We start from the raw sequence: 24,468 nt of genomic DNA on the forward strand, positions 1-24,468 counted from the left end.
ATTGGCTTTAAATTTGATAAGGCATTAAATCCAGTTTTAAATCTTGCTCGTACATCGTCTCTTTCGTCTACTTCTCCTTTTTGCATGATTTTAACTTTACCCGCTATACGGGCTCAGTTCTTGGCTAGCCCTTCCTTACTCCGTTTTCAATGGAACACCACTTGCACCAACCCGCAAGCGTTCCGCCAAGGCATGGACTCCGTGGCGCAGCTCATTGAGCAAAAAAACATTCGCCAGGCGCTGGTTGACATGAACGACCTCCCAAGCATGGGCCTCGATGACCAGGCCTGGGTAGCTACTACCTGGTTGCCTCGTGTTGCAAAGGGGGCCGTGCAGCGTGTGGCCTTGGTGCTGCCTATGCACAATATGTACAACCAATTGGTAGTGGAAAGCCTGGTACGCACCGAGCGCGCTTTCATGAATTACGATATCCAGTTCTTCTCCAACACCGCCGAAGCGGCCGACTGGCTTTTAGGTGATGAGCCGCCCATGCTGGCCGCCCTTCATTCTGAATGGCCGTATTCCAACACCGTAAGCAGTGCCTTGGCGAGCTAGCGGAGTGGGCGATAATGCGCTGGCTGTTGCCTGATGAGGGTAGGCGGCATGGTAAAACGTGAGGTGGTTGGCCAACTACTTGTGTGGCTTAGTTGGCAGGATGTGCCGCTGCTTGAGGAATGGAGGAATGGCTGCTAACGGGAAATTCAGAATATAAGAGCAACGCTTCGGCTAAAGGGCTAACGGCTAAATCCACGAACCGCACCCCGTAGTGCAGTTCCGTAGGCGTTTCAATTTCGCGGCGGCCAAGGCCTATCAGGCGCTGCAGCCTACGCGCGTTACGCAGGTCACCAAGGGCCACCGCATCGGCAAAAGCAAAGGCATTGGCAGGAATGCTGTAACCCAGTATCAAGGGCCCGCTGTCAAGGTCGCCGTAACTACTGGTGTAGTTTCCGGCCCGCTCCCGGTACAGCCTTACCAGGCCTAAATTGGTACTGAAGTGCTGCTGATAGCGCGCATATTGCTCTTGGGCAAAAGCAGGGTCAAAGCGGGAGAGAAACCAGATACTCCAGCCCACCATTGAGCCGCGTGGTTCTTCCAGGGGCGCGCCCTGGGTATCAACCTGCGAAACCAACACCCCTGTTTGCGCATCGAGATACTGGTGTTTTGCACGCAGCACCCATTGGCCACCAGCCGCCGCATATTTGCTGCCCGTCAGGCGGCTGTGCAAGGCTAGTGAGGCGAGAGCCGCTGTATTATCAGGTATCCAGCGCAGCTTCGGGTACGACTCCAAACAGCCACTCTTCTCGCGGTTATACCGCCGAAATAGTGCCCCCGATAGCATATTGTGCAGCTTCGTGCGCGCTGCAGCTGGGGCAAGCTCCCGCAGGCAACCCAGCATCAAGTTAAGATGCCCCAGGTACAATACAGAGCCAGTTGTATCAGGGAGGGAGCCATTTACCGCTGCTGGCTCAAACGCGCTGCGCACCGGCAGGGCTAATGCCTGCTCAATGGCAAGGTCAATATACCGGGCGGCTTCTGCCCGAAAAGCCGGCTGCTGCGCCGCCCGGTTGGCAAATGCGTATGCTGAGAACGACAGCGAGAATAATTCCCACTCAGGATTTTGTTGGCCAATGGCTGCCAGCTCAGTATCTGGCCCAGTGCCCTCTTGCAGTACACGCTCCAGGTAGGCCACTCGCTTGTGCTGCTCCTGCTGCGTGGGCGGCTCATACTGCCGCCGCCCCAGCAGCACAAACCCCGCTACTAGCAAGGCCAGTAGGGCAATGCGTTTCCGTGAGTTTATGAGCGAGGCAGCCGTCATTCGGGAGTATAAAAGGTTAGCCTAATCTGGCCAGCACGGCTTCCAGCTGCCGCTCCAACTGAGTTACACGCTCCTCTAATAAGGCGGGTGCCCGCAAGTGGGTACTGAAGCTGCCGTGTACTTCCCAGATTTCGAGCGCGTCGGTAAGTAGTAGATCCTGCACGGGGTAATCGGGGTTGTCGGCTCGTAGTTTGAGCAACCCACCAGTTTGCTGCTCGCTAAGGCGGCGAACCAGCAAGCGGCTTTGGGTTACAAAAGCGTAGAGGCGCCCCATGTGCAGGCGGGGGCTGGCTTTGTCAACGTGGCAGCAAAGCACTACGTCCTGATGGCGTAGGGTGGGCTGCATATCAGCCCCGCTCACCTCAAAAGCCCGCGTAGCTGGCCCTAGGCTATGCGGAAACGTGAGCGTAGTAAGGGCATCAATAAATGTGGTGTCGTGGTGCTGCACAATATACTCCAGAATGCGCGCAGCCGGCACGTAGGGCGTCAGGTGCTGCTGGCGGTCAGCTTCGGCTTGCGGCGCTGAGGCAGGCTCGGCATTTTTTTGCTTATACAGGTCAAAATTGTACAGCTCATTTACGGTTAGCTCTTTCGTAAGTAGCAAGTCTACTGACAAGCCAAAATGTTGAGCAATCTGAATCAGAGTTTCCATTTTCGGCTCCGACCTCCCCTCCTCGTAAGCGCCTACGCTAGGTCTGGCTAACCCAAAAAGTTCGGCAAAAGCGGCCTGACTGAGCTTCTTTACCGTTCTCAGCTTCCGAATGTTTTTTCCAACGTTCGACATATGGCAAAAATATTTTTAGCTCAAACTTTGAGCAATATGTAAACTTTGCTTACAATTGCATCGTAAAGCTACTACATTACTGCCAAGCACCCTGTACAAGCCTCTATTTTTTTGAGCAGGACTAGCCTTACTCACCAACTGTTCAGCTCCTCTTCCTTTTAGTACCTTATCCGCCGCTACTCATTTACATTTCACTTCAATGGCCCACTCTTACTTTACCAAAATCAAGACCTTCTTATTAGAGCTCGGTTTTGACATCCGGCATCAGGAAGAAGCATCCAATCTGCTGGTTGTCAGCAAGCCAGAGCTGGGCATTGAGCACCTGGTTATTGGGTGTGGAGAGCCGCTTCTGATTATGGAGCAGCATCTGCTGGATTTACCCGGCCCCAGCTGCGAGGTGTATCAGCAACTGCTTCAGAAAAACCGCGACATCATTCACGGCGCTTTCGTGCTCGACGAAACAGGCCGCAAAGTCATCTTCCGCGACACGCTTCAGCTGGAACACCTAGACCGGCCCGAGTTGGAAGCGGTGTTCAACTCGCTCAGCCTGCTGCTCAGTGAGTTCAGCGACGAGCTGATTGCTTTTTCCAAATAACGTTTTGGGTATCAAAAGCTGAGCAGCATTGACTCATGTCCTACGTATCGCGCGCGCAGCGCACACGCAGTACGCGAGAAAGCTACCTCAAGCTCAAAGCCCCAACTACCTAGCCCTACGTCCCGAAGCCTTTCAGTCCATAAGCCCCCTAAGCCATGAACATCTTCAACCGCATCTTCAAAGTTGGCCAAGCCGAAGCTCATTCCGCCATAAATCAGCTCGAAGACCCTATTAAAATGACGGAACAGGGCCTGCGAGACCTGCGCCAGGACCTTGACAAGAGCCTGCAGGGCCTGGCCGAAGTAAAGGCTATGGCCATCCGGGCCCGTAATGATGCTTCGGCCTCCCGCGCCAAAGCCCTCGATTATGAAAGCAAAGCGGTGCTCCTGCTTCAGCGTGCTCATAAGGGTGAGCTGGCCGCAGCTGAGGCCGACCGTTTAGCCAGCGAGGCACTCGTGAAAAAAGCCGAGAATGAGGCGCAGGCTACCCGCTCGGCGGCAGAGCAGGAGAAATTTGAAGGCTCAGCCAGTCAGCTTGAGCAAAATGTGCAGCAGCTAAAATCTACCATCAGCCAGTGGGAGAATGAGCTCAAAACTCTGAAGGCCCGCGTAACGGTAAGCACCGCTACCAAAACCATTAACCAGCAATTAGCCCAGCTAGATTCCTCGGGCACAGTGGCTTTGCTGGAGCGCATGAAGGAAAAGGTGGCCGTGGAAGAAGCCCTGGCGGAATCTTACGGGCAGCTAGCCCACGAAAGCAAAACCATTGACCAGGAGATTGACAAGGCCCTAGGCCACTCGGGGCGCGGCCAGGCCACGCAGGAGCTGCAGGCCCTCAAGACCAAGCTGGGGCTAGAGTAGTCTGCCGCCCGCAACTACCTACTTCCTCCTATTTCTACCCATGGATATCCAGCCAAAACTCCTAAAAACCCTGGCTTTTGTGGTGCTGCTGTGTGGGGTGCTGCTCCAGCTTTTTCACCTGCTGCCCCCCCGGCATTGCCCGAGTGCTGGCAATTATTGGCTTCGCCGGTATCATTAGAGCCTATAGAATACAATTCCGGCAGCTGCAAGCAGAAAATACCCAACTACGGCAGCAGCTGGAGCTTCGTTAGTGGGCCTGAAAAGGGGGTAATTGCATCGCATTATTTTCTGTTTTTATTACCCCACTTGGTGGTGGGCTCCGCTCCTCCCCGATTAGTTTTCCCTTGCCATGACTGAACTTCTACACGCTGCGGTTTCAGCGCCCAACCTTGCCCCCACGGCCCTGTTGGTGTTCGTTCTACTGTACTGGCTCACGATTCTGGCAGGCATTCTTGACCTTAAAACCGTTGATCTGGACATTGACCACGACGTGGACCTCGGCCACCACGCCGAAGCGCATCCCCCCGAAATGGGTGTCAGCTGGCTGAACCATGCCCTGACCTTCTTTAATCTGGGCCGCATTCCGCTGATGGTGTTTCTCAGTTTTGTAGCCCTCCCCCTTTGGGCCGGCAGTATACTTCTGAATTACTACCTCCACAATGAGTCGGGGCTGCTGGGCCTGGCTTTACTGCTGCCGCTATTGCTAGGGAGCCTGCTGCTGGCCAAAGTCCTGACGCTGCCCTTCGTGCATCTGTACGCAGCTATGGAAAAAAACCACGACGGCGGCGTCCGGCCGCTGGGCAAGGTGTGCACTGTACTGCTACCCGCTACTGCCTATCGCCTAGGCCAGGCCCGGGTGCAAACGCAGGCAGGGGCTCCACTGATGCTGAACGTGCTGGCGGCTTCCCCAACTGCCGAGCTACGCAAGGGCGACACGGCCCTGGTAATTGATTATGACGAACAGCGCCGCTGCTATTTGATTGAGCCTTACGAAGTCTTTTGAGGCTCTCGCACCACCAGAGGTCCTACATTACTGATGAGTATGAACCAGGTCTTTCCCTCTAAAATCAGCTGGTGGCTGTTTGCACCCGTGCTGAGTAGTCTGGGCTTCTTTTTACTCTTATCTTTCGTGCAGCAACGGTGGGGTGCCAGCGTTGTGGTGCTGGCAGTGGGTGCTTTTTTAGGGTACCTGCTGGCAAACACTCGCTATACACTCACACCGCAGGAGTTATTAATTACCTCAGGTCCTATTCATAAACGGGTGCCTATCACCAGCATTACCAGCGTTAAGCCAACGCGGAACCCCATCAGCTCCCCGGCCCTGTCGCTCAACCGACTGGAAATTCGCTATGGCAAGTATGACTCGGTATTGATTTCCCCGGCTAATCCCAAGGGCTTTCTTACCACCCTGCATCAACTCAACCCCGCCCTGCGCCATGATTGATCTGTTGCTGAACTTAAAAGCTTTTCTGCATTGGCTAGGCCAGTTTCTATTTGATGGAGCCCTGGCAGAATTTTTCGACCGCATTGCAGAGCTGCTCTTTCCCTGAACCACTGTTCCAGGCCCCCTCGCCGAGCTACCTTCATGAAGCAAGATTGATCTTGTGCTAGGCTGCTCGGGCCAGTGTATACATCAGCAAACTACTATCTCTCTTCCTATTATACTACCATTCTATACGTACCCCTGCATTGCCCGTGGCGGCTAGCGCACAAGCGGCATATCGCCTTTGTCTTACTGTACTGGCCTAGAAGGCTGGTTTCTCACATTTCCCCTTCCCGATAGAATTAACTTCTACTTCCTACTTCCATGTTAGAACAACTTTCCCTGGCGGTGATAATCATCGCTGCCATCCTTGTGTTGGGTTTTCTGGCCATTGTGGCCCGTATGTACCAGAAGGCTGTGCAAGGCGAGGCCCTGGTGCGCACCGGTATGGGCGACACCCAGGTATCCTTCAGCGGCATCTTTGTGGTGCCCGTGCTCCACAAGCTGGAGGTGATGGACATTAAGCTGAAAACCATTGTTATTTCTCGCGCTGGCTCTGAGGGCTTGGTTTGCAAAGACAACCTGCGGGCCGATGTGAAGGTGAATTTCTTTGTGCGGGTAAACAAAACCGAGCAAGACGTTATCAACGTGGCCCAGAGCATTGGCGCCCACCGGGCCTCTGACCCAGCCGCCCTGGAAAGCCTCTTCGACGCTAAGTTTTCCGAAGCCCTGAAGACCGTAGGCAAGCACTTTGACTTTATTGAGCTTTATAACTCCCGCGAGCAGTTCAAGCAGGAAATCCTGCGCATCATCGGTACCGACCTCAACGGGTACGTCCTCGACGACTGCGCCATCGACTACCTGGAGCAAACCCCACTCACGGCCCTGAATCAGGACAACATCCTCGACGCTGAGGGCATCAAGAAGATCATTGCCCTCACCTCGGAGCAGAAGATTCAGGCAAACTCTATTCAGCGGGAGCAGCAGAAAACCATCAAAAAGCAGGATGTGGAGGCTCAGGAAACCATTCTGCAGCTTGAAAAGCAACTGATTGAAAACCAGGAAAAGCAGAAGCGCGAAGTAGCCAACATCAGAGCCCGCGAAGTAGCGGAAGCGGCCAAAGTGCAGCAGGAAGAAACCCTGAAGTCGGAAAAAGCACGCATTGCCACCGAGGAGGAAGTGCGTATTGCCGAGCAGAACCGCGACCGGCAGGTACTGGTAGCCGAGCGCAACAAAGAGCGAACCGATGCCGTGGAAACGGAGCGCGTAGCCCAGGCCAAAGCACTGGAAGCCAACGAGCGGGAGCGGATTGTAGCTCTGGCACAGATTGAAAAGGAAAAGGCGCTGGAGGAAGAGAAGAAAAATATCCAGACCATCATCCGCGAAAGAATTACGGTGGAAAAAGCCACGGTAGTCGAAGAGGAAAAGATCAAAGACACTCGCGCCCAGGCCCAGGCCGACCGCGAAAAGCTGGTAGCCGTAACTGCTGCCCAGCAGCAAAACGACACGGCCACGATTAACTTTGTGGGCACCGCCGAAATGGAAAAGCAAGGTGCCGAGTTCCGGGCCAAGCAAGCCCTCATCGACGCGGAGGCCGAGAAAGCTGCCGCTGAGTTTAAAGCTCAGGCCATCCGCACCCTGGCCGAAGCCGAAGCCAGCAAAGCCGCCGCCGTAGGCCTGGCCGAAGCCCAGGTGATGCAAGCCAAAGCCACTGCCCGCCAGAAAGAAGGTGAAACCCAGGCCAACGTGCTCCAGCTCACTGCCGCCGCTGAGGCTCAGGCCATCCAGGCCAAAGCCGGTGCCCAGGCCGAAGCCGACGAGAAGCTGGGCCTGGTAGCCGCCAAAGTCAACCGCGAAAAAGGCCTCGCCGACGCTGACATTATCCAAGCCAAAGCCGACGCCGACCAAAAGAAAGGCCTGTCCGAAGCCGCCGTATCGGAGCAGAAATTCGCGGTGGAAGCCAAGGGCATCGAAGCCAAGGCCGACGCCATGAAAAAGCTCGACGGCGTGGGCAAAGACCACGAGGAGTTCAAGCTGCGCCTCGACAAGGAGAAGTCGGTAGAGCTGGCCCAGATCAGCATCCAGAAGGATATTGCCGCCTCCCAGGCCGACGTTATTGGCGAGGCCCTCAAAGCCGCCAAGATCGACATTGTGGGTGGCGAAACGATGTTCTTCGACCAGATCATCGGCTCCATCACGAAAGGCAAAATGGTAGACCGCGCCGTGCACAACTCTGAAGTGCTGGGCACCGTGAAAGACGCCTTCTTCTCCGTGGACGGCAACGGTGGGGGCGACTTCAAAACCAACCTGCGCCGCTTCGTAGATCAGTTCGGCCTGAGCTCCGAGGACATGAAGAACCTGAGCGTTTCAGCCCTCCTGCTGAAGATGATGAACCAGGCCGGCGACGACGCAACCCGTGCCACGATTACGCAACTGGCCGGTACCGCTACGGCGCTAGGCATCAGTGACAAGCCGGCGAAGATGCTGGAGCTGAAGTAACCTCACCCCCGGCCCCCTCTCCTCGGGGAGAGGGGGAGCCACGGCGACGTAGGACCGTATTTTTATTTGGTATATACCTTATTCTACTTCACTTATGCCCTCAGAAGATATCAATGATAATCTCAGTTCAGACGGCATAGAATATAGTCGTCAGGCTCCCCCTCTCCCTGAGGAGAGGGGGCCGGGGGGTGAGGTACCCCCTACCGCATGTTTACCACCGATGCCATTCGCTGGACACAACACCTAAAAAACTACGCTCGCACCAACCGCAAAAAGCCTACTGAAGGTGAAGACCATCTTTGGCAAGAATTGCGCAACCAAAAGCTAGGGATACGCTTCCGTCGTCAGCATGCCATCCAAAAATTTATCGTCGATTTCGTCTGCCTGGAGGCTTGGTTGATTATTGAAGTCGATGGTAGCATTCATGATGAAGCAGGGCAAGTCGAGTATGACGACGGCCGCACGCACGACTTGCAGGAGGCCGGCTTTCTAGTCCTGCGCTTTGCCAATGAAGATGTGCTGCACAACACGCCTCAAGTTCTGCAAACCATCAAGGAGCACCTGAAAACGCTTCTACCAACCTACTCAAGGTAATTAGCCTAGCCCTTACCCCACATCAAACCATCCGCGCCGCCGTGGCTCCCCCTCTCCCCGAGGAGAGGGGGCCGGGGGGTGAGGTCCCACCCATGGAACAACTCGAAACCGGCACCTACGAAATCCTGCGCAACCGCCTGCTCAAGAGCAGCTCCGACTTGCGTCAGCGCCTCGACGCACTGAATACCGAGCGCAAGCAGGTGTTTGGGGCGGTGGATACCCGCCTGCTAGGCACCGGCCGCGTTACTACCGAAAACAACTGTGTGCCCTGGGACATGGTGCCGGCAGGCCAGCGGTTTATCTTCGGGTACAATGTGGTGCTGGGGCTGAAGGCCGAGCCGGATCTGGCCGATGTGTTTGGGGTGTACGAATATGCCGAGCACGACTTTCGGCCGCTGGGGCTGGAGCTGCTGCAGAATCCGCAGTTTCTGGAGGAATTCCGCAACCTGTACCGCTACTACAAGAACACCCAGTTCGTGAAGTTCGCGGTGATTGGGGCGCACCTGTTCATGGTGTTTCGGGTGGGCAAGAGCGCCTCGGATGTAAAGACGTTCAAATGGCTGATACAGGGCGACACGCTCACCTACCTTGATAACCGCTCCGACCACGAGTACACCTTCCCGCCCCAGCACGAGTTTCAGTGGAAGCGCGCCACCCGCGACATGCAGCGCGGCGGCAAGCACCCCCACATCAGCATTGAGGACAAGGTGTTCGTGGAGACGATTGGCGGCGACCTGACCATCAAGGTGGAGGACAATACCAGCACCGGGCAGGGTATTCTGAGCGAGCCGGTAGACGATAAGGACCAGACCCTGGACGACTCGGAAATCTACTTTGCGGTGGTGGGCAACCTGATTCTGCTCAAAATCCGGCCTTATCAGGAGCAGCAGTACCGCTACTTCATCTTCAACTTCAAGCTTAAAACCGCCCAGCGCCTCGATGCGCTGGCCGATGCCTGCGTGCTGCTCCCCGACGGACAGGGCCTGATTTTCCCGCACGGCTTCTACCTACAAACCGGCGACAACAAGCTCTTCGACAATGGCCTGCGGGAGATGCTGTTTGAGAAGCGCGTCGTGTCGCCGAACGGGGAGGATTTTCTGTACGTGTTCTACAACAAGGACCAGGGCACCTACCTGCTGCTGAGCTACAACCGCATTGCTCAGCGCGTAGATAACCCGATTGTGTGCCACGGCTACGCCCTGTTTGAAAATGGGGAGCTGTGCTACTTCCGGGCCGATGACGAACCCAAGAAGCACCACGCCGTGCAGATCTGGCAGACGCCCTACACGGCCCCGGATTTCGAGCTACCCGTCACCTCCGATTCCTACCTCTACAAGCTGGGCAACAAGGAGATTGTGCGGGCTATGAGCGAAGTGCAGGAAGTCCTGACGCTGACCAGCAAGGACGACTCTTACGCCGGCCTCTACCTGGATTTAATCCGCCAGACGACTAGCCTCACCGACGCCTACCACTGGCTGCGTGAGCCGGCGGCTCAGGCCCTGGCCGAGCCGCTGGGCGAAATTCGGCAGACGGCTACAGCGGCCGTGGAGGAGTTTGAGAAGGTGCAGAGCATCCGCAAAAACACCGCTCAGCAAACCCAAACCGTTTTCCAGAAGGCCGACGAGCTAATCGGCCGCATCCGCCGCTCGGCGCCCGATACTGTGACGGAGTTTGTGCAGCTATTGGGCGAGCTGCGCGGGGTGCGGGGCGAGGTAATTTCCCTGAAGGAGCTGCGCTACGTGGAGCTGCCGGCTGTGGAGCAGCATGCTACTGGCCTAGAGGAGCTGAGCAAGGAAGTAGCCACTCAAACGGTGAACTTCCTGCTGAAGCCCGATGCCCTCACGCCCTACGCCCAGCGCGTGCAGGCCATTGCCGACGGCGTGGAGCAAGTGCAGAAAACCGTGGAGGCCGACCAGCGCGAGCAGGAAGCCACCGCCGTGGCCCGGGAGCTAGAGCTGCTGATTGAAGTAGTGAGCAACCTGCCCATCCCCGACCCCACCCAGACCACGGCCATCATCGACAACATCTCGACGGTGTACGCCCGCTTCAACCAGATTCGGGCGGCGCTGAAAAGGCGGCGGCAGGCCCTGGCCGGCACTGAGGCCCAAGCCGAGTTTACCGCCCAGCTCAAGCTGCTGGAACAGGCCCTCACCAACTACCTTGACCTAGCCGACACCCCCGCCAAGTGCGACGAGTACCTAACTAAGCTCATGGTGCAGTTGGAGGAGCTGGAAGGCAAATTTCCCGACTTCGACCAGTTTATTGAGCAGCTCACTAGCCGCCGCGAGCAGGTAGTAGAAGCTTTTGAATCGAAGAAAACCGCGCTGGTAGCCGCCCGCAACCAGCGCGCTACGGCCCTGCTGCAAAGCGCCGAGCGGCTGCTGAAAGCAGTACAGAGCCGTCTCACCCGCCTGGAATCAGTAGCGGATATCAATGGGTACTTTGCTGCCGACGTGATGGTGGAAAAGGTGCGCCAGACTGCCCAGGAGCTGCTTAACCTCGGCGACTCAGTGAAGGCCGACGACGTGCAGAGCCGCCTGAAAACCCTGCGCGAAGACGCCGTGCGCCAGCTCCGCGACCGGGCCGACCTGTTTGCCGACGGCGGCCAGACGCTTAAGTTCGGTCCCCACGCCTTCACCGTAAATACCCAGCCCCTGGAGCTGACCGTGGTGCTGCGCGACGACGCCCTGCATTACCACCTCACCGGCACCAACTTCTTCCAGAAGATAACCGACCCTACCCTGCTGGCTGCTAGACCAGTCTGGGAGCAAAACGTGTTGTCGGAAAACCAGGATGTGTACCGGGCCGAGTTCCTGGCTTGGCGCATTCTGCAAGCAGCCCAGCACCCCGCGCCGGCCGATGCGGAAGCGGGCCGCCCCGCCGTGCTGTCGGTTACCGAGCTAGGCCACCTCAGCGCCGCCGAGCTACTGGCCTACGTGCAGCAGTTTATGGCCGCGCGCTACCAGGAAGGCTACCTCAAAGGCGTGCACGACCACGACGCCGCCCTGCTGCTCACGGCCCTGGTGCGCCTCACTCGCACGGCAGACTTACTTCGCTACCCCGCCGACACCCGCGCTGCTGCGGCCCTCTACTGGCTTCGCTTCGCTGACCCCGACCAGCGCGCCCACTGGGAGCGGCAGCTGCAGGGCATCGGGGTGCTGCTGCAGGTATTCCCCGATTCGCAGGAGTTCGATGAGTTGAAAACCGAGCTGCAAGCCGCCGTGGATACCTTTGCCCAGCAAACCGGCCTCTTCACCCTAGGCCAGGTAGCGGAAGCCGGCGACTACCTCTTCCACGAGCTGACGCACACCGGCACCTTCATCATTGCCGCCGAAGCCGCCGAGCTGTACCAGCAGTTCCAGAAGCAACTGCAGGAACGCCAGGCCACGGAGCTGTTTCAGCAGTCCATCGACCAGCTTCGCGACCAGCCGGTAGCGCAGTTCAATTTGGTGCGGCAGTGGGTGCAGGCGGTGCACCTCACCCCCCCGGCCCCCCTCTCCTCAGGGAGAGGGGGGAGCCAGCCGTCAGCAAATGGCAGTGGCCTAGCCCAAAGAGAAAATTACAATCTATCGAACAACAATCGTCAGGCTCCCCCTCTCCCCGAGGAGAGGGGGCCGGGGGTGAGGTTGCCGTCCTCCTGCTCACCCAAACCTACGACCCGGCCCGCGTCGTCCACACTCCCACCCGCGAAACCCTCACTGGCTTTCAGGGCAGCCACGCACGCCTCACCGACGACCGCAGCTACCACCTCAACTTCCCTGATTTCCGCCGCCGGCTCTTGCACCACGACCGGGTGCTGGTGCCGCAGTTCGACCAGTTTCAGGAGCTGAAGAAGCAGCTGCTGGTGCGGGCCGCCCAGGATATGCGCCTGGAGGATTTCCGTCCGCGTGTGCTTACCTCGTTTGTGCGCAATCAGCTAATTGATAAGGTGTATCTGCCGCTGATTGGAGCTAACCTGGCCAAGCAGATCGGGACGGCGGGAGAGGGCAAGCGCACCGACCTCATGGGCCTGCTCCTGCTCATCTCGCCGCCCGGCTACGGCAAAACCACGCTCATGGAGTACGTGGCCAACCGGCTAGGCCTCATCTTCATGAAGATCAACGGGCCGGCCATTGGGCACGCCGTAACCAGCGTAGACCCCGCCCAGGCCCCCAACGCCGGGGCGCGGCAGGAGCTGGAGAAGCTGAACCTGGCCTTCGAGATGGGCGACAACGTGATGATTTACGTGGACGACATTCAGCACTGCAACCCCGAGTTTCTGCAGAAGTTCATCTCGCTCTGCGACGCCCAGCGCAAGATTGAGGGCGTATACGAGGGCCGCGCCCGCACCTACGACTTCCGCGGCCGCAAGGTGGCGGTGGTGATGGCCGGCAACCCCTACACCGAAAGCGGTGACGTGTTTCAGCTGCCCGACATGCTGGCCAACCGCGCCGACATCTACAACCTCGGCGACATCCTGAGCACCGGCTCCGAGGAAGCCTTCCGCCTCTCCTACCTCGAAAACGCCCTCATCAGCAACGCCGCCCTGGGCCGCCTCGCCACCCAAAGCCCCCAGGACGTGCCCGCCCTCATCCGCCTCGCCGAAACCGGACAGCAAGACGGCTTGAGCTTCGAGGGCAACCACTCGCCCGAGGAGCTAAACGAGTACGTGGCAGTGCTGCAAAAGCTGCTGCGCCTGCGCGACGTGGTGGCCCGGGTGAATGCGGCCTACATTGCCAGCGCCGCCCAGGCCGACGCCTACCGCACCGAGCCGCCGTTCAAGCTGCAGGGCTCCTACCGCAACATGAACAAGCTGGCCGAGAAAGTGCGCCCCGTCATGAACGACCAGGAAATAACCGACTTGCTGGCCGCCCACTACGAAAGCGAAGCCCAAACCCTAACCAGCGCCACCGAGGCCAACCTGCTCAAGCTGCGCGAGCTGCTGGGCTGGCTCACCCCCGCCGAGGAAACCCGCTGGCAGGAAATCAAAGCCACCTTCCGCGACAACCTCCGCAACTCCGGCGCCGGCCAACTCCTGCAGATGCTGGACAAGCTGGAGAACATTGCCGGCGGCCTGAGTGGGATTCGGGAGGCGTTGAAGCGGGAATAGACACCATATACGTCATGAAGAGTACTGATATCGTAGGTTTCATTCTTGTAGCGGTTCCTTGTGTGATTATTACACTGGTTTCCTTGTACAGAGTGCGTCAAAAGTTTCGACTACAACGAACCGGCAAAATCGCGGCCGGCACAGTAATTTGGATTGAGCACGAAGCAGGCAAGTCTCCGGCTTTCTATCCGGTAGTCCGCTTCCAGAATGCTCAGCAGAAATTGATAACAGTCCGCTCGAGCTTTGGCACCACGGCGGACCGCTACAAAGAAGGCGACGAAGTCACAGTGCGTTTTGATCCGGCCGACTCAAACAGCGTGAGTATTGATGGAGAGAGACTAAGCTTCGGCGACTGGATGACTGTTGCCTTCAGTATTAGCGGTTTGGTATACGCCGTATGGAAATATTTCCCTTAGATAGCCTCCGCAACTCCGGCGCCGGCCAGCTCCTGCAGATGCTGGATAAACTGGAAAACATTGCCGGTGGCCTGAGCGAGATTCGGGAAGTACTAAAGCGGGGGTAGCGAACCTATGTTGCGGAGAATAAGCGCTATATTCACCGCATCTTATGCGGAGAATAAATACATATATTCATCAGCTGGCCGACTGGCCGCAGTTCACCTGGCAAGCTACCGCGTTAGAATCCCTGTTAGGGACCGTGCGTAACCAACAGGGCCGCCTACTAGGGCGGCTCGATGGCTTGGGCTTAGACTTAAGGGCCGAGGCCACGCTTCAGACGTTGACCCTGGACGTGCTCAAGTCCAGTGAGATTGAGGGGGAAATACTGCCCCCGGCGTCGGTGCGTTCGTCGCTGGCGCACCGGCTGGGCTTGGAACAGGGCGGCCTCCCTCCAGCAGACTGCCGCGTAGAAGGGGTTGTGGCGATGATGCTGGACGCTACCCAGCAGGCCGAGCAGCCGCTCACCGCGGAGCGGCTGTTTGCCTGGCACCACGCGCTATTTCCTACCGGTCATAGCGGCTTGTATGCGGTGCAGGTCGGGGCGTGGCGCACCGGCCCTATGCAGGTGGTTTCGGGTCCGTTGGGGCGGGAGCGGGTCCACTACGAGGCCCCCCCCGCCGACATGATGGTGGCGCACATGCAGCAGTTCCTGGAGTGGTTCAATGCGCCCCTCGACCTGGATCCGGTGCTGAAAGCCGCCGTGGCGCATTTTTGGTTTGTGACAATCCATCCGTTTGATGACGGCAACGGGCGCATTGCCCGCGCCATTGCCGACCTGCAACTCACCCGCGCCGATGGCACCGGACAGCGGTGCTACAGCATGTCAGCGCAGATTCAGGCCGAGCGTCAGGACTACTACCACTTACTGGAAACCAGCCAACGCGGCACGCTGGACCTTACGCCCTGGCTCACGTGGTTTCTGAGCTGCCTGGGCCGGGCCCTCACCAGCGCCGAACATACCCTGGGGCAGGTGCTGACAAAAGCCCGGTTCTGGGAGCGGCACCAGCAGACGCCTCTCTCGGAGCGGCAGCGGCACTTGCTGACCCGCTTGCTGGATGGCTTCGAGGGCAAACTGACCACGTCTAAATGGGCGCGCATAGCCAAATGCTCGCAGGATACCGCCGGCCGCGACATCACGGACTTAATCAGCAAAGGCATCATCGTAAGGGAAAGTGCCGGCGGCCGGAGCACCAGCTACCGTCTGGCCCCCGAGGCGTAAGACACACTTGAAAAAGTGTCTACCTTTCTGTCCTACCTTCACCACGAAAGCGAAGCCAACCTGCTCAAGCTGCTGGGCTGGCTCACCCCCGCAGAAGAAACCCGCTGGCAGGAAATCAAAGCCACCTTCCGCGAAAACCTCCGCAACTCCGGTGCCGGCCAGCTCCTGCAGATGCTCGACAAGCTCGAAAGCATTGCTGGTGGACTAAGTGGGATTAGAGAGGCGTTAAACTGTGATAGTTAGGTCAAGCTTCTTAACTAACCACCTGCTTTTTTAAGCAGTTGAGAAGACAAATAACTCACGCGTTTTCTATTGCCTTTTACACTATCGTCTAACAATTCTCGCACTGTCTTTTCCTCTATATTAGAGGATATATCACTTATCTTATCGCTACCTTGAATGAATTCAAACCATCTATTGGAAATAGAAGTACTATCAGAATTTAACTTGTACAAAATCCTTTCATCATAAGGAAAGCTTTCATTGAAGTAATATTCCCATTGTTCAGAAGTAATATTGCTTAACACTTCATTCGCAGATTCTTGTGCTGCCCAACTTGTTCCAAAGTTATTACCAATTTTAACTGAAAGTGCAGCAGTAATACAAACTGGTAAAGCCGGAGTTGGTATACTGCTCCCCATTTTGGCCAGATTACGCATTGGTATAGGTTCATTGTAGAAGTTATTCATACCCTCATGAGCCTGAAGCACTTCACTAGCTGCCTTAATAAAAGCTGTAGAGCGTAGATTTTCTGGAACAAAATCAAACCCCTTTGTAGCCAGAAGTACTTGACGAATGCTGCTAGCTGCTTTAGTGCTCCCATCAGCTATTAGTTCCGCATAACTTCTACCAATTTGATACTTCTCAGGTTTTTTCAGCTTACCCCATAATTGCGGTAATATAATTACAGTGTTAGATAACACATTATCTAACTGAGCGCCTAATGATGATTTAATTAAACCTAAAAGAATTCTTACAATAGCTCTTATAAAAAAATATGGACTAATCGATATATTTTCTATTCGTTCATCATTTTTTTGAAGAACTTTTTCTTCAAGATTATCTCTAAATTCCTTAAAATCGAGAGCAAATTCTATTTTTTCGTGGCCAAGAATATTTTCAATACAATTTCTTATTACTGCAATTGCTTCTTCCGGACGCATTTCATTTTCATCCGCTTCTTCTGCATCCATGCTACCAAAGTGAAACACTAGGTCCATAGATTGCCTTAGACGAAAAGCACTTGTGCCGTTAATTGCACCTAAATCCTCAGCGAGTTTAATAGCATCAAAATCTGTTATGACTTGCTGAAGATTCACCCCTTCCTTTATATCAGGACGATCTAGCATCTCAGCTATAAAACCAGTCCCAATACGACCTAGTTGAGCCTTTAGAGCAGATAATGCACGAGTCCATATGAAGCTACTGACCATCTCATAATTATGTGCTAAAAAGCCATTAACTATCTGTTTTTGGTCTTTAGCACTTAATTGCGAGCCGGCGGATACTATTGCATTCATAGAATCGCTGCCAATGGAAAGAGGAGAAACCTGATTTTTCCAGCCGTGTATCTGTACCTCGTTACTCATTTTCAAAGAATTTAATTGCTCCATCTTGTGATTGCATAAAGACTGCACTCACTTTTGACTTCGGGAGTTTGCACAAATATTCAAAAGCTCTAGTCCTCGCTCCTCCCGAAGCCTTTTGAACAGTTTTTTTCTGACTTGATTTATCTTTTATAAAGACATTATAAGCTAGCACAGAACCTGTAGTACTAAAAATTGTAATACCATCACTTAACATCATACCAACAATTAATTGTATATAACTATCCAACTCACTATTATTTTTCAATAAAGGTTGACCATTCTGATCTATTTCTAATCTAAATTTTTTTAGTTTATCTATCAAATTTATAGGCTTAGGCAGTATTTGTCCGTCTTTAAATTCGTTTGTTTTAGTAATATTTTTACCACTGTATATTGCCGATATAGTTCCATGCTTTTTCTGCGTAACCGTATTTAACAATTTAAACAACAAACTACTGTATTGCTCTTGATATTTAAGATCTGATTTAAAGACTAATGCTTTAACAAAACTTTCTATTTTCTGACTTGGGGACTCTATATTATCTTCTATACCAAAACTCACCAAGAGCTGAGTATTATTCCAACTTTTTAATTCAATAAGCCCTTCGCTTACCTGTTGCAAAAAGAAAGCAGGTTGTTCCTTTTGACCATTTTTAATCAGGAGTTCCCAGGGCGATACTGATATTATAGATTCTCCACTTCGAAACAAGCCATACTCAACAGTTGATTCATCTCTTTTAAAGTAAATATTCCAACTGCCTAATGCCAAAGGAGCTATCTTTTTCAGTCCCTCGGTAAAAGTGCTTGCTTCTCGCGGACCACATCCGATATAAAATTTATCGAAATAGACAAGAGAATTTAATATCTCTTCATTGTCGAAAACATATATTTTAGGAAATAAAACCTGCCCTTCCTCTGTATATCTTGAAAGAGAATGTATAAGCTTTACAACCCCTTTTTGAGTAGCAAGGCATTCCATATTAGACTTCTGCAAGAAATCTACAACACTTCCTGCGAGGGAACTTTGTAATGATAAAAACATATTTCAAATACAGGTAAGATGTCACTAAAGCGAGACGAATCTTGGTGTGATTATAGCTTTTTTTATAAAAAAATACCTTTACAGAGCATCACTTATCAATCAGAGCTTTCTTATATTCAATTTGCAATGCATATCCTATAAACATCTTATTTTACAACTTATTATTGGAGCCTGATTTATACGCAGACTAGGTGAAAGAGGGCGAAATGCACATTCTGCAAGGCATAGCTTGTGACTGGCTACGAAAGTAAAGTTTAATGTCGAGACTCAACATTACTACCTTGCTACCCTGCCAAAACTCTCTCGCTCATGGGCAAGCAATACCCTACCATCAGCGCCGACACTCAAGCCTTTATCGAGCAGCAGCACATATTCTTCGTGGGTACGGCCGCTGCGGATGGGCGCGTCAAAATCTCGCCCAAGGGCCAGGATACCCTGCGCGTGCTAGATGCCAACCGCGTGGCCTGGCTCAACCTGACCGGCAGCGGCAACGAAACCGCCGCCCACCTGCTGGAGGTAAACCGCATACCCCTGATGTGGTGCGCCTTCGAGGGCAAGCCCAACATCCTGCGCCTCTATGGCACCGCTACGGTGTACCACCCCCGCGACGCGGAGTGGGCTGAGCTGCTGCCGCTGTTCCCGCCCCTGCCCGGCTCCCGGCAGATAGTGGTGGTAACGGTAGATTTGGTGCAAACCTCCTGTGGCATGGCTGTGCCCTCCTTCGACTACCGGGCCGAGCGCGACGAGCTGAACCACTCCATGGAACCGCGCGGCCCCAAACAGGTAGCGCAGTACTGGCACAACTGCCACGTCCGCAGCCTTGACGGCAAGCTCACCAGTATCTAACTTAGCCGTCATGCTGCCTTCCGCCTTAACCCGTCTCTTCTCCGCTCCTGCCCTGCCTGCGGGCTTACAACCGCTGCTTGTCACGGAGCTATTCTTGCCCACCGGCCGGCTTATCGCCTGCGACCCAGTGGCATTTTCCCAACCGCAGCCCTTCCGCCAGACCTGCCCGCCCGGCTATTACCCGGTGTACGTGCACGTGATGCCCGAGGAAGACCGTATCGCCTACGCCGAAATGCGGCTGCGCGAAGCCCCGGTAAGCCGCTGGGAACTGGCCGTAACAGCCCAGCAAGACCCCGCCTCCCTGGGCTCTGATGAACTATTCGGCTACCCCGTATCGGCGGGCTTGGGCTGCTTCATGGACTACGCCACCCTGGCCCAGATAGATCAGCACGACGCCGACCTGCAGGCGGAGCTAGGCGACGAGTACATCAGCTACTACGATGACTACGTCGATGGTTTGCTTTACTCAGCGGATGGTAGCCACCAGCACTACGTGTTGCAGCCCTACCCCGACAAAGAAAACAATGTGGCCGTGTTTCAGTCGGGCTACGGCGACGGAGTGTATGCCACTTACGTCGGCCTCGACGATCAGAACCAGCCGGTGAAGTTCGTCACCGAGTTTATCGACGCCGATAACGCGTAATCTGGTGCCGCGCTGGTTACCTTGCTCATGCGCGCCAAGCTTCAAGGGGTTAGGTTGTACAACGCGTACCACGGCGCTACTGTAGCTGCGGGTTAGGCAGCTCTAACAAAGGGTTACCACAGCCCCATCTAGTTGTTGTCAGCATTCCCGATGTGCTCAAATTCGCTGTAGCCGGTGCTCGTGGTAATATTCAGGATCAAATTTTCGGCTAGTGACGTGTTGGCGCAACAGCTCTTTGACAATACCAGAGGCTCCGCGCTTGATCTGCTGTCGGATACACTAAGCCAGGAGTTGTTGAGGCCAAGCGTTTCGCTCAGATTAGGGGCCTTGCGTTTCTTTCTGCACAATGCCCTGAACTAGCTAGTGAGTAGGTGTTGGCGCATCCGCTCAGGCCCTATGCTGTAAACTATCAGTGGGTAGCTTCAGGGGCCTGAACTGTGTGCACACTGCGTAGGCCACCTTCTTAGCGGAGTAGTACTCCCCCGGAATTCAAAGGCTTAGTCACCTGCAACTTGTTGTCTGCTGGCAACTTACTTACAAGGGTGAGCTACTGCTTCCACTTTTGGGCAATACTGATAGCCGTTTCCAGCATGTGCGGTTCCCACTCTTCAATTTTCCAGTCGGTGTGAGCTAGGGCTGAGGTCTGCAGTAGCTGCCGGGCTTCCGCATAAGAAGGCGCTGTTTCCAGGATATGAGAAAGCTGCTGCTGTTGCGTGTGCAGCTGCGCATCTTCTGCCACTGGGCCAGCCGAATAAGGCTGCTGTGGCAAAAACAACTGGCTGGCTTGGCGGTGAGTAGTGCTACGGTAATGGTTAATCAGCTGCTGCATTCGGCGGAAATCGGCGCGGAATTGAGCTTGGCTGGATTCCGTTTTTAGGCCAGTACCCAACTGCTCCAGCACCACGAATTTCAGGTTGGGACAGCGCGGCAGAGTTTGTTCCAGCAGTTGAAACACCTCCTCCGGCACCGCCTCGTCGTGGGTGTCGCGCCGGATCTGGCGGCCCGGCACCTGACCCGAGGCTTCCCAGCTGCCGCCCGAAATGTGAATTTCGCGCACCCGCTCTAGCGGGTACAGGGCAAGTAACGCCTCATACGATACGGAGAAGTTATGGAGCTGACAGAACAGGTTGTGCAGATCCAGAATCAGGAAGCCGTTCACCGGCTCCACCAGCTTCTCCAAAAACTCGCCGTGCCGCTTCACCTCATCCAGGGAGTAGGCAAAGGCCAGGTTCTCCAGTCCCACCGGGCACCGGCAGGCCTCCTGCATGCGGTGTAGCCGGTCTTGCCCGAGGCGCAGCGTGGTGCTGGTGTACGGGATGGGCAACGGGGCCCCCGAGTGGAAGTTCTGGCCCGTAAAGAACCCAAAGTGCTCGGTTATGTGGTCAAAGGCAAACTGCCCGGCCAGAGCCTTCAGGTGCTGCAGCCACTGCTGCTGCTCGGCCGTCCAGCGCCCCGAGAGCAGGGAGAAATACACGCCGTGGCCTACCAGGCGGTTCTGCGCTGCATACGCCTGCAGCAGCGCCGTAAACCACTCGGGCACCTGCTCTGCCCAGAACAGCGTATCAAACGACCACTCCAAGGCCTCCACCCGCTCGTCTTCCAGCAACGGAAAGGCCGCCGTGAGAATATTGGCGTCGAGGTTGCAGGCAATAGACGAGAAGATGCCGGGAGCATCAGCCTTGGCTAGCTGGGTGGGCGTGCTCATGGCTTAGCCCATGCCGCAGCCGGGGCAAGCGTCTGGCGTTTTAGGGCTTTTCGTGCTGGTTTCGCCCTGCTTCTCCTTCGGCGTAGGATCGTCTTTCTTAATGCAGCTAGTGGTTTGAACGGCTAGGCCAACCAGAACGGCCCCGAGTACTGCCTGCGATAGTTTCATAGGAGTAGAGATGTGTTTGAGATAGTGACAAGCTTGTTGGTCGGTTGATTACATGGGTGACAGAGCTAAGCGGCTTCGGGCAGGGGGGCTTACAGTCATCGAAACCGAAGCCGGTGGCCCTATGCAATTTGCCTGGCCACCCACGTACTTAGCAAGAGCCCTTTGCCAACAGGATGGTTGCATCAGGGACAAAACTTCAACCCAAGTGCTTAAGGGTCTCTTGCAAGCGTAATGCTGCAATCCTTTTTGATAAGCACTGCAAAAGGGTTTTGGTATCTCTGCCGGTGGTACTAGGATTGCCCAAGTAGCCTGTGTTATTTGTTGGTGGCAAGCTACCAGTGGCCCTGTAGCCGCCGGGCTTTACTATCACCACTTATACCCCTCCACCTTCATGGATCAGAACTCGCGAAAAGGTATTGTAAAAGAGCTGACGGAACTCCTCACTAAGGGCAACGCCCATGTTACGCTGGAAGAAGCCTGCGCCGATATTACGGTGGCCCACCTGAACCAGCATGTTTCAAACCTCCCCTACACCGTGTGGCAGCTAGCCGAGCACATCCGTATTGCGCAGTGGGATATTATGGAGTTCTGCATCAACCCCAAGCATCAGTCGCCGAAGTGGCCTGATGAATACTGGCCCACTCCTGAGGCTACCGCAGACGAAGCCAGCTGGCACCGCACGCTTACCCAAATCCAGCACGACCGCGACCGGTTTATTCAGCTGCTTCAAGACCCACAGCAGGATTTGCTGGCTCCTCTCCCTCATGGCACGGGGCAAACCTTGCTGCGTGAAGCCTTTCTGATTGCTGACCATGCCGCCTACCACACCGGCCAAATTATTCTGGTACGGCGACTGCTCCAGGATTGGGAGTAAAACAGTTCCTAGGCCAGTCTGGGCGCCGCTAGGCCACTAGCTCGCTCGGGCTGGCCTACGGCCTCTTATTGCTTGGAGTAAACGCAACCGCAGTTGTGCTCCGAAGCCATAGGCCTGGCGGGAAACATCCTGAATAAGCAGGGCACTACGGAAGCCGGAAGAATTGGAAGGGTGAGCGGCAGAGCCCTGCACAGGAGTGGCTTGGAGTAACAAGGGGTAGTAGCCTTGCCTTTATATACTTAAAAGTATATATTATTCATCGGCAAACGCTTACCTTCCTGGCTACACAGTAACTGTAAGTCTTATTCGTGAAGAAGCTATTCCTGTTATTAGCAGTGCTAAGTTTCGCTGCCCCGTGCTTTGCCCAATTGCAACGCCCAAAATCAACTTTCAGGCCTGTTATCACGCTGCAGCAGCTCACCGATAGTATTGAGCGCATCATGCACCAAGAGCACATTCCGGGCCTGATGCTCACCCTCGTCTCACCCGACTCATCACAGCGGTTTGTGGGTGGCCTGGGCCTGGCCGAAATAGAACACAAGAAGCCTGTGACGGCTAACACCCTATTCCGCATCGGCTCAGTCACCAAAACGTTTGTGGCCGTAGGTCTGATGCAGCTGGTAGAGCAGGGTAAGCTCAACCTCAATGATGAGGTGCGCAAGCTGGCCCCCGAAATACCCCTTGATAATCCCTGGGAAGCCACCGACCCCGTGCGCGTGGTGCACCTTCTGGAGCATACCGCCGGCTTCGATGATATGCACTTTAACCACGTGTACAACACCACAGCCACTGACCCACAAGGCACCGCCGTGGTGGAGGTATTTCGGCAAGAGTTGCGCTGCCGCTGGCGCCCCGGCGAGCGAATGTCGTACTCTAACCCCGGCTATGAGGTGGCGGGCTACCTGCTAGAGAAGCTCAGCGGCCAGCCTTACCAGCAGTATCTGGCTCAGCACCTGCTACGCCCCCTGGGTATGCCCGATGCCACTGCTACGCTACGCCCTGGTACTAATCCTCAATTAGCGCAGGGCTACGATTATGAGAATAACCACTACCAGCCCGTGAAGCCTTGGCCGATTTATGCGGGGCCGGCAGGCTCCATGAGTGCCTCGGCGCGGGACATGGCCCGCTGGGTGCAGTTCTTCCTTCATGGTTTCCGCGCTGCTGATGGCACCGCCCTGCTGCAACCCGCCAGCCTGCGTGAGATTGAAACGCCCCACAGTCCGTTGGATGCACGGGCAGGCCTGCCCACCGGGTATGCCTTGGCAAACTCCATTGTTAACTGGAAGGGCAAAGCCTCCTTTCGGGGTCACGGTGGGGGTATTGGGGGTTTTACGTCGGCGTTTGCGTACAATCGCGCACTTGGCCTGGGCTATGCCATGTCAAACAACGGCGGCCAGAGCTTAAGCGCCATTGAAAAACTGGTACGCGAGTTCCTGCTGGGCTCAGCTTCCGTTGCCACCATACCCGCCCCTGCTGCCCTTGATGTGGAGGCCGTTGCGCCTTACCTGGGCCACTACCAGAACGCCGCCCCGCGCAACCAGCTCCTGGGCATTGTTGACTATCTAACCGGCGACAAGCAGCTGGTGCAAGCTGGCCAGATGCTTCTTCTGCGGCCTCTGTTTGGCTCCCCTGACACCTTGCTTCCCGCTGGCGCCCTTACCTTCCGCCGCCCAAATCAGGTGCTGCCCAGCGCCGTACTAACTCATACCCGTGACGGGCAGCGCATGCTGGTTTTCGCGGGCAGTTACTACCAGGAGGCTAGCTCCGGCTGGTGGTGGTTGCGGCCGGCCTTACTTGGCTTGAGCGTACTTCTTATGTTGACTTCTGCGGTAGCTGGGCTGATATGGCTTATTTATGCCGTGCGCCGCCAACTGCCGCGGGCTCAGGTTCTGCCGCGGTTACTGCCCTTGTTCGCCACTATAGCCTTAGTGACTAGCATTGTGGCATTAGTTACTGTGGCTACTCAGATTGAGAATGTGGGCCGGGTAAATACTCCTACCGTTTTACTTAGCCTTGCCCCATTAGCCTTCGTAGTTTGTACCCTGGCGGGGCTGCTGCTAACGATGCGCACCTTTCGCCATTTCCGCAGCCGCGCGGTGGCCTGGTACTTGCTGCTCACCTACGGGGCGCTGGGCTGGCTGGCCGCCACACTAGCCTCCTTTGGTTGGATGAGCCTACAGCTGTGGAGTGTGTAGGCCTGCCTG

23 protein-coding genes are annotated in these 24,468 nt (G+C 55.4%); 17 read left to right on the forward strand and 6 right to left on the reverse strand.

Going from position 1 to position 24,468, the window contains the following annotated elements; translation table 11 throughout:
* The first annotated feature begins 84 nt into the window (after positions 1–84).
* Positions 85–555 (forward strand): hypothetical protein, encoded by a 471-nt coding sequence (locus tag HMJ29_RS19825; protein WP_171593120.1) that lies wholly within the window; start codon positions 85–87, stop codon positions 553–555.
* A gap of 88 nt (positions 556–643) precedes the next feature.
* Here HMJ29_RS19825 and HMJ29_RS20385 read toward each other — a convergent pair whose 3' ends face one another.
* Together HMJ29_RS20385 and HMJ29_RS19835 are read right to left on the reverse strand one after the other, a co-directional pair.
* Complete coding sequence (locus HMJ29_RS20385; protein WP_216634076.1) at positions 644–1,816, reverse strand: hypothetical protein; 1,173 nt, start codon at positions 1,814–1,816, stop codon at positions 644–646.
* A gap of 16 nt (positions 1,817–1,832) precedes the next feature.
* Entirely contained in the window at positions 1,833–2,600 is a 768-nt protein-coding gene (locus HMJ29_RS19835; RefSeq protein WP_171593121.1) for an XRE family transcriptional regulator, read from the reverse strand.
* A 199-nt stretch (positions 2,601–2,799) separates the two neighbouring features.
* Between HMJ29_RS19835 and HMJ29_RS19840 the strand changes: the two genes are divergently transcribed.
* The 12 genes from HMJ29_RS19840 (at position 2,800) to HMJ29_RS19890 (ending at position 15,640) form a co-directional block, all read left to right on the forward strand.
* On the forward strand, positions 2,800–3,195 hold the full coding sequence (locus HMJ29_RS19840; RefSeq protein ID WP_171593122.1) for a CesT family type III secretion system chaperone: 396 nt from the start codon (positions 2,800–2,802) through the stop codon (positions 3,193–3,195).
* A 155-nt stretch (positions 3,196–3,350) separates the two neighbouring features.
* Positions 3,351–4,055: a PspA/IM30 family protein gene (locus HMJ29_RS19845; protein WP_171593123.1), complete on the forward strand. Its 705-nt coding sequence runs from the start codon at positions 3,351–3,353 to the stop codon at positions 4,053–4,055.
* 349 nt (positions 4,056–4,404) lie between these two features.
* Positions 4,405–5,058: a hypothetical protein gene (locus HMJ29_RS19850; RefSeq protein ID WP_171593124.1), complete on the forward strand. Its 654-nt coding sequence runs from the start codon at positions 4,405–4,407 to the stop codon at positions 5,056–5,058.
* Between the two features lie 39 nt (positions 5,059–5,097).
* Positions 5,098–5,499, forward strand: coding sequence for a PH domain-containing protein (locus HMJ29_RS19855; RefSeq protein WP_171593125.1), 402 nt, complete (start codon positions 5,098–5,100; stop codon positions 5,497–5,499).
* Between the two features lie 363 nt (positions 5,500–5,862).
* Positions 5,863–8,037, forward strand: coding sequence for a flotillin family protein (locus HMJ29_RS19860; protein WP_244679002.1), 2,175 nt, complete (start codon positions 5,863–5,865; stop codon positions 8,035–8,037).
* 207 nt (positions 8,038–8,244) lie between these two features.
* The gene (locus tag HMJ29_RS19865; protein WP_171593126.1) at positions 8,245–8,631 is read left to right on the forward strand and encodes an endonuclease domain-containing protein; all 387 of its coding nucleotides are present in this window, start codon (positions 8,245–8,247) and stop codon (positions 8,629–8,631) included.
* Positions 8,632–8,723: 92 nt separating this feature from the next.
* Positions 8,724–12,461: a DNA repair ATPase gene (locus HMJ29_RS20570; RefSeq protein WP_171593127.1), complete on the forward strand. Its 3,738-nt coding sequence runs from the start codon at positions 8,724–8,726 to the stop codon at positions 12,459–12,461.
* Positions 12,410–13,720: an AAA family ATPase gene (locus HMJ29_RS19875; RefSeq protein ID WP_253805658.1), complete on the forward strand. Its 1,311-nt coding sequence runs from the start codon at positions 12,410–12,412 to the stop codon at positions 13,718–13,720. The genes HMJ29_RS20570 and HMJ29_RS19875 overlap by 52 nt, the downstream gene beginning before the upstream one ends.
* Positions 13,721–13,734: 14 nt before the next feature.
* On the forward strand, positions 13,735–14,136 hold the full coding sequence (locus HMJ29_RS19880; protein WP_171593128.1) for a DUF3592 domain-containing protein: 402 nt from the start codon (positions 13,735–13,737) through the stop codon (positions 14,134–14,136).
* A complete protein-coding gene (locus tag HMJ29_RS20640) occupies positions 14,118–14,243 on the forward strand; it encodes a hypothetical protein (RefSeq protein ID WP_262922234.1) in 126 nt (41 codons plus the stop codon). The genes HMJ29_RS19880 and HMJ29_RS20640 overlap by 19 nt, the downstream gene beginning before the upstream one ends.
* A 44-nt stretch (positions 14,244–14,287) precedes the next feature.
* Entirely contained in the window at positions 14,288–15,397 is a 1,110-nt protein-coding gene (locus HMJ29_RS19885; protein ID WP_171593129.1) for a Fic family protein, read from the forward strand.
* Positions 15,398–15,412: 15 nt separating this feature from the next.
* Positions 15,413–15,640 carry a hypothetical protein gene (locus tag HMJ29_RS19890; protein ID WP_171593130.1) on the forward strand — a complete coding sequence of 76 codons (228 nt, stop codon included), beginning with the start codon at positions 15,413–15,415 and terminating at the stop codon, positions 15,638–15,640.
* Between the two features lie 14 nt (positions 15,641–15,654).
* Here the strand turns inward: HMJ29_RS19890 and HMJ29_RS19895 are convergent, their stop codons facing one another.
* Together HMJ29_RS19895 and HMJ29_RS19900 are read right to left on the reverse strand one after the other, a co-directional pair.
* Entirely contained in the window at positions 15,655–17,010 is a 1,356-nt protein-coding gene (locus HMJ29_RS19895; RefSeq protein WP_171593131.1) for a hypothetical protein, read from the reverse strand.
* Positions 16,979–18,028 (reverse strand): hypothetical protein, encoded by a 1,050-nt coding sequence (locus tag HMJ29_RS19900; protein ID WP_171593132.1) that lies wholly within the window; start codon positions 18,026–18,028, stop codon positions 16,979–16,981. The genes HMJ29_RS19895 and HMJ29_RS19900 overlap by 32 nt, the downstream gene beginning before the upstream one ends.
* Positions 18,029–18,337: 309 nt before the next feature.
* On the opposite strand from HMJ29_RS19900, the gene HMJ29_RS19905 reads away from it, so the two are divergent.
* Together HMJ29_RS19905 and HMJ29_RS19910 are read left to right on the forward strand one after the other, a co-directional pair.
* A complete protein-coding gene (locus HMJ29_RS19905) occupies positions 18,338–18,874 on the forward strand; it encodes a pyridoxamine 5'-phosphate oxidase family protein (protein WP_171593133.1) in 537 nt (178 codons plus the stop codon).
* A 10-nt stretch (positions 18,875–18,884) separates the two neighbouring features.
* Positions 18,885–19,517, forward strand: coding sequence for a DUF4241 domain-containing protein (locus HMJ29_RS19910; RefSeq protein ID WP_171593134.1), 633 nt, complete (start codon positions 18,885–18,887; stop codon positions 19,515–19,517).
* Between the two features lie 547 nt (positions 19,518–20,064).
* Here HMJ29_RS19910 and HMJ29_RS19915 read toward each other — a convergent pair.
* Complete coding sequence (locus HMJ29_RS19915; RefSeq protein WP_171593135.1) at positions 20,065–21,222, reverse strand: multinuclear nonheme iron-dependent oxidase; 1,158 nt, start codon at positions 21,220–21,222, stop codon at positions 20,065–20,067.
* 3 nt (positions 21,223–21,225) lie between these two features.
* Complete coding sequence (locus HMJ29_RS19920) at positions 21,226–21,390, reverse strand: chryseobasin-related MNIO class RiPP peptide (RefSeq protein ID WP_171593136.1); 165 nt, start codon at positions 21,388–21,390, stop codon at positions 21,226–21,228.
* A 391-nt stretch (positions 21,391–21,781) separates the two neighbouring features.
* Between HMJ29_RS19920 and HMJ29_RS19925 the strand changes: the two genes are divergently transcribed.
* Both HMJ29_RS19925 and HMJ29_RS19930 read left to right on the forward strand, forming a co-directional pair.
* Positions 21,782–22,264 carry a DinB family protein gene (locus HMJ29_RS19925; RefSeq protein WP_171593137.1) on the forward strand — a complete coding sequence of 161 codons (483 nt, stop codon included), beginning with the start codon at positions 21,782–21,784 and terminating at the stop codon, positions 22,262–22,264.
* A 308-nt stretch (positions 22,265–22,572) separates the two neighbouring features.
* The gene (locus HMJ29_RS19930; protein ID WP_171593138.1) at positions 22,573–24,459 is read left to right on the forward strand and encodes a serine hydrolase domain-containing protein; all 1,887 of its coding nucleotides are present in this window, start codon (positions 22,573–22,575) and stop codon (positions 24,457–24,459) included.
* Positions 24,460–24,468 lie beyond the last annotated feature (9 nt).

The sequence above is a fragment of the Hymenobacter taeanensis genome, from assembly GCF_013137895.1.
In the GTDB taxonomy this organism is placed as follows: domain Bacteria; phylum Bacteroidota; class Bacteroidia; order Cytophagales; family Hymenobacteraceae; genus Hymenobacter; species Hymenobacter taeanensis.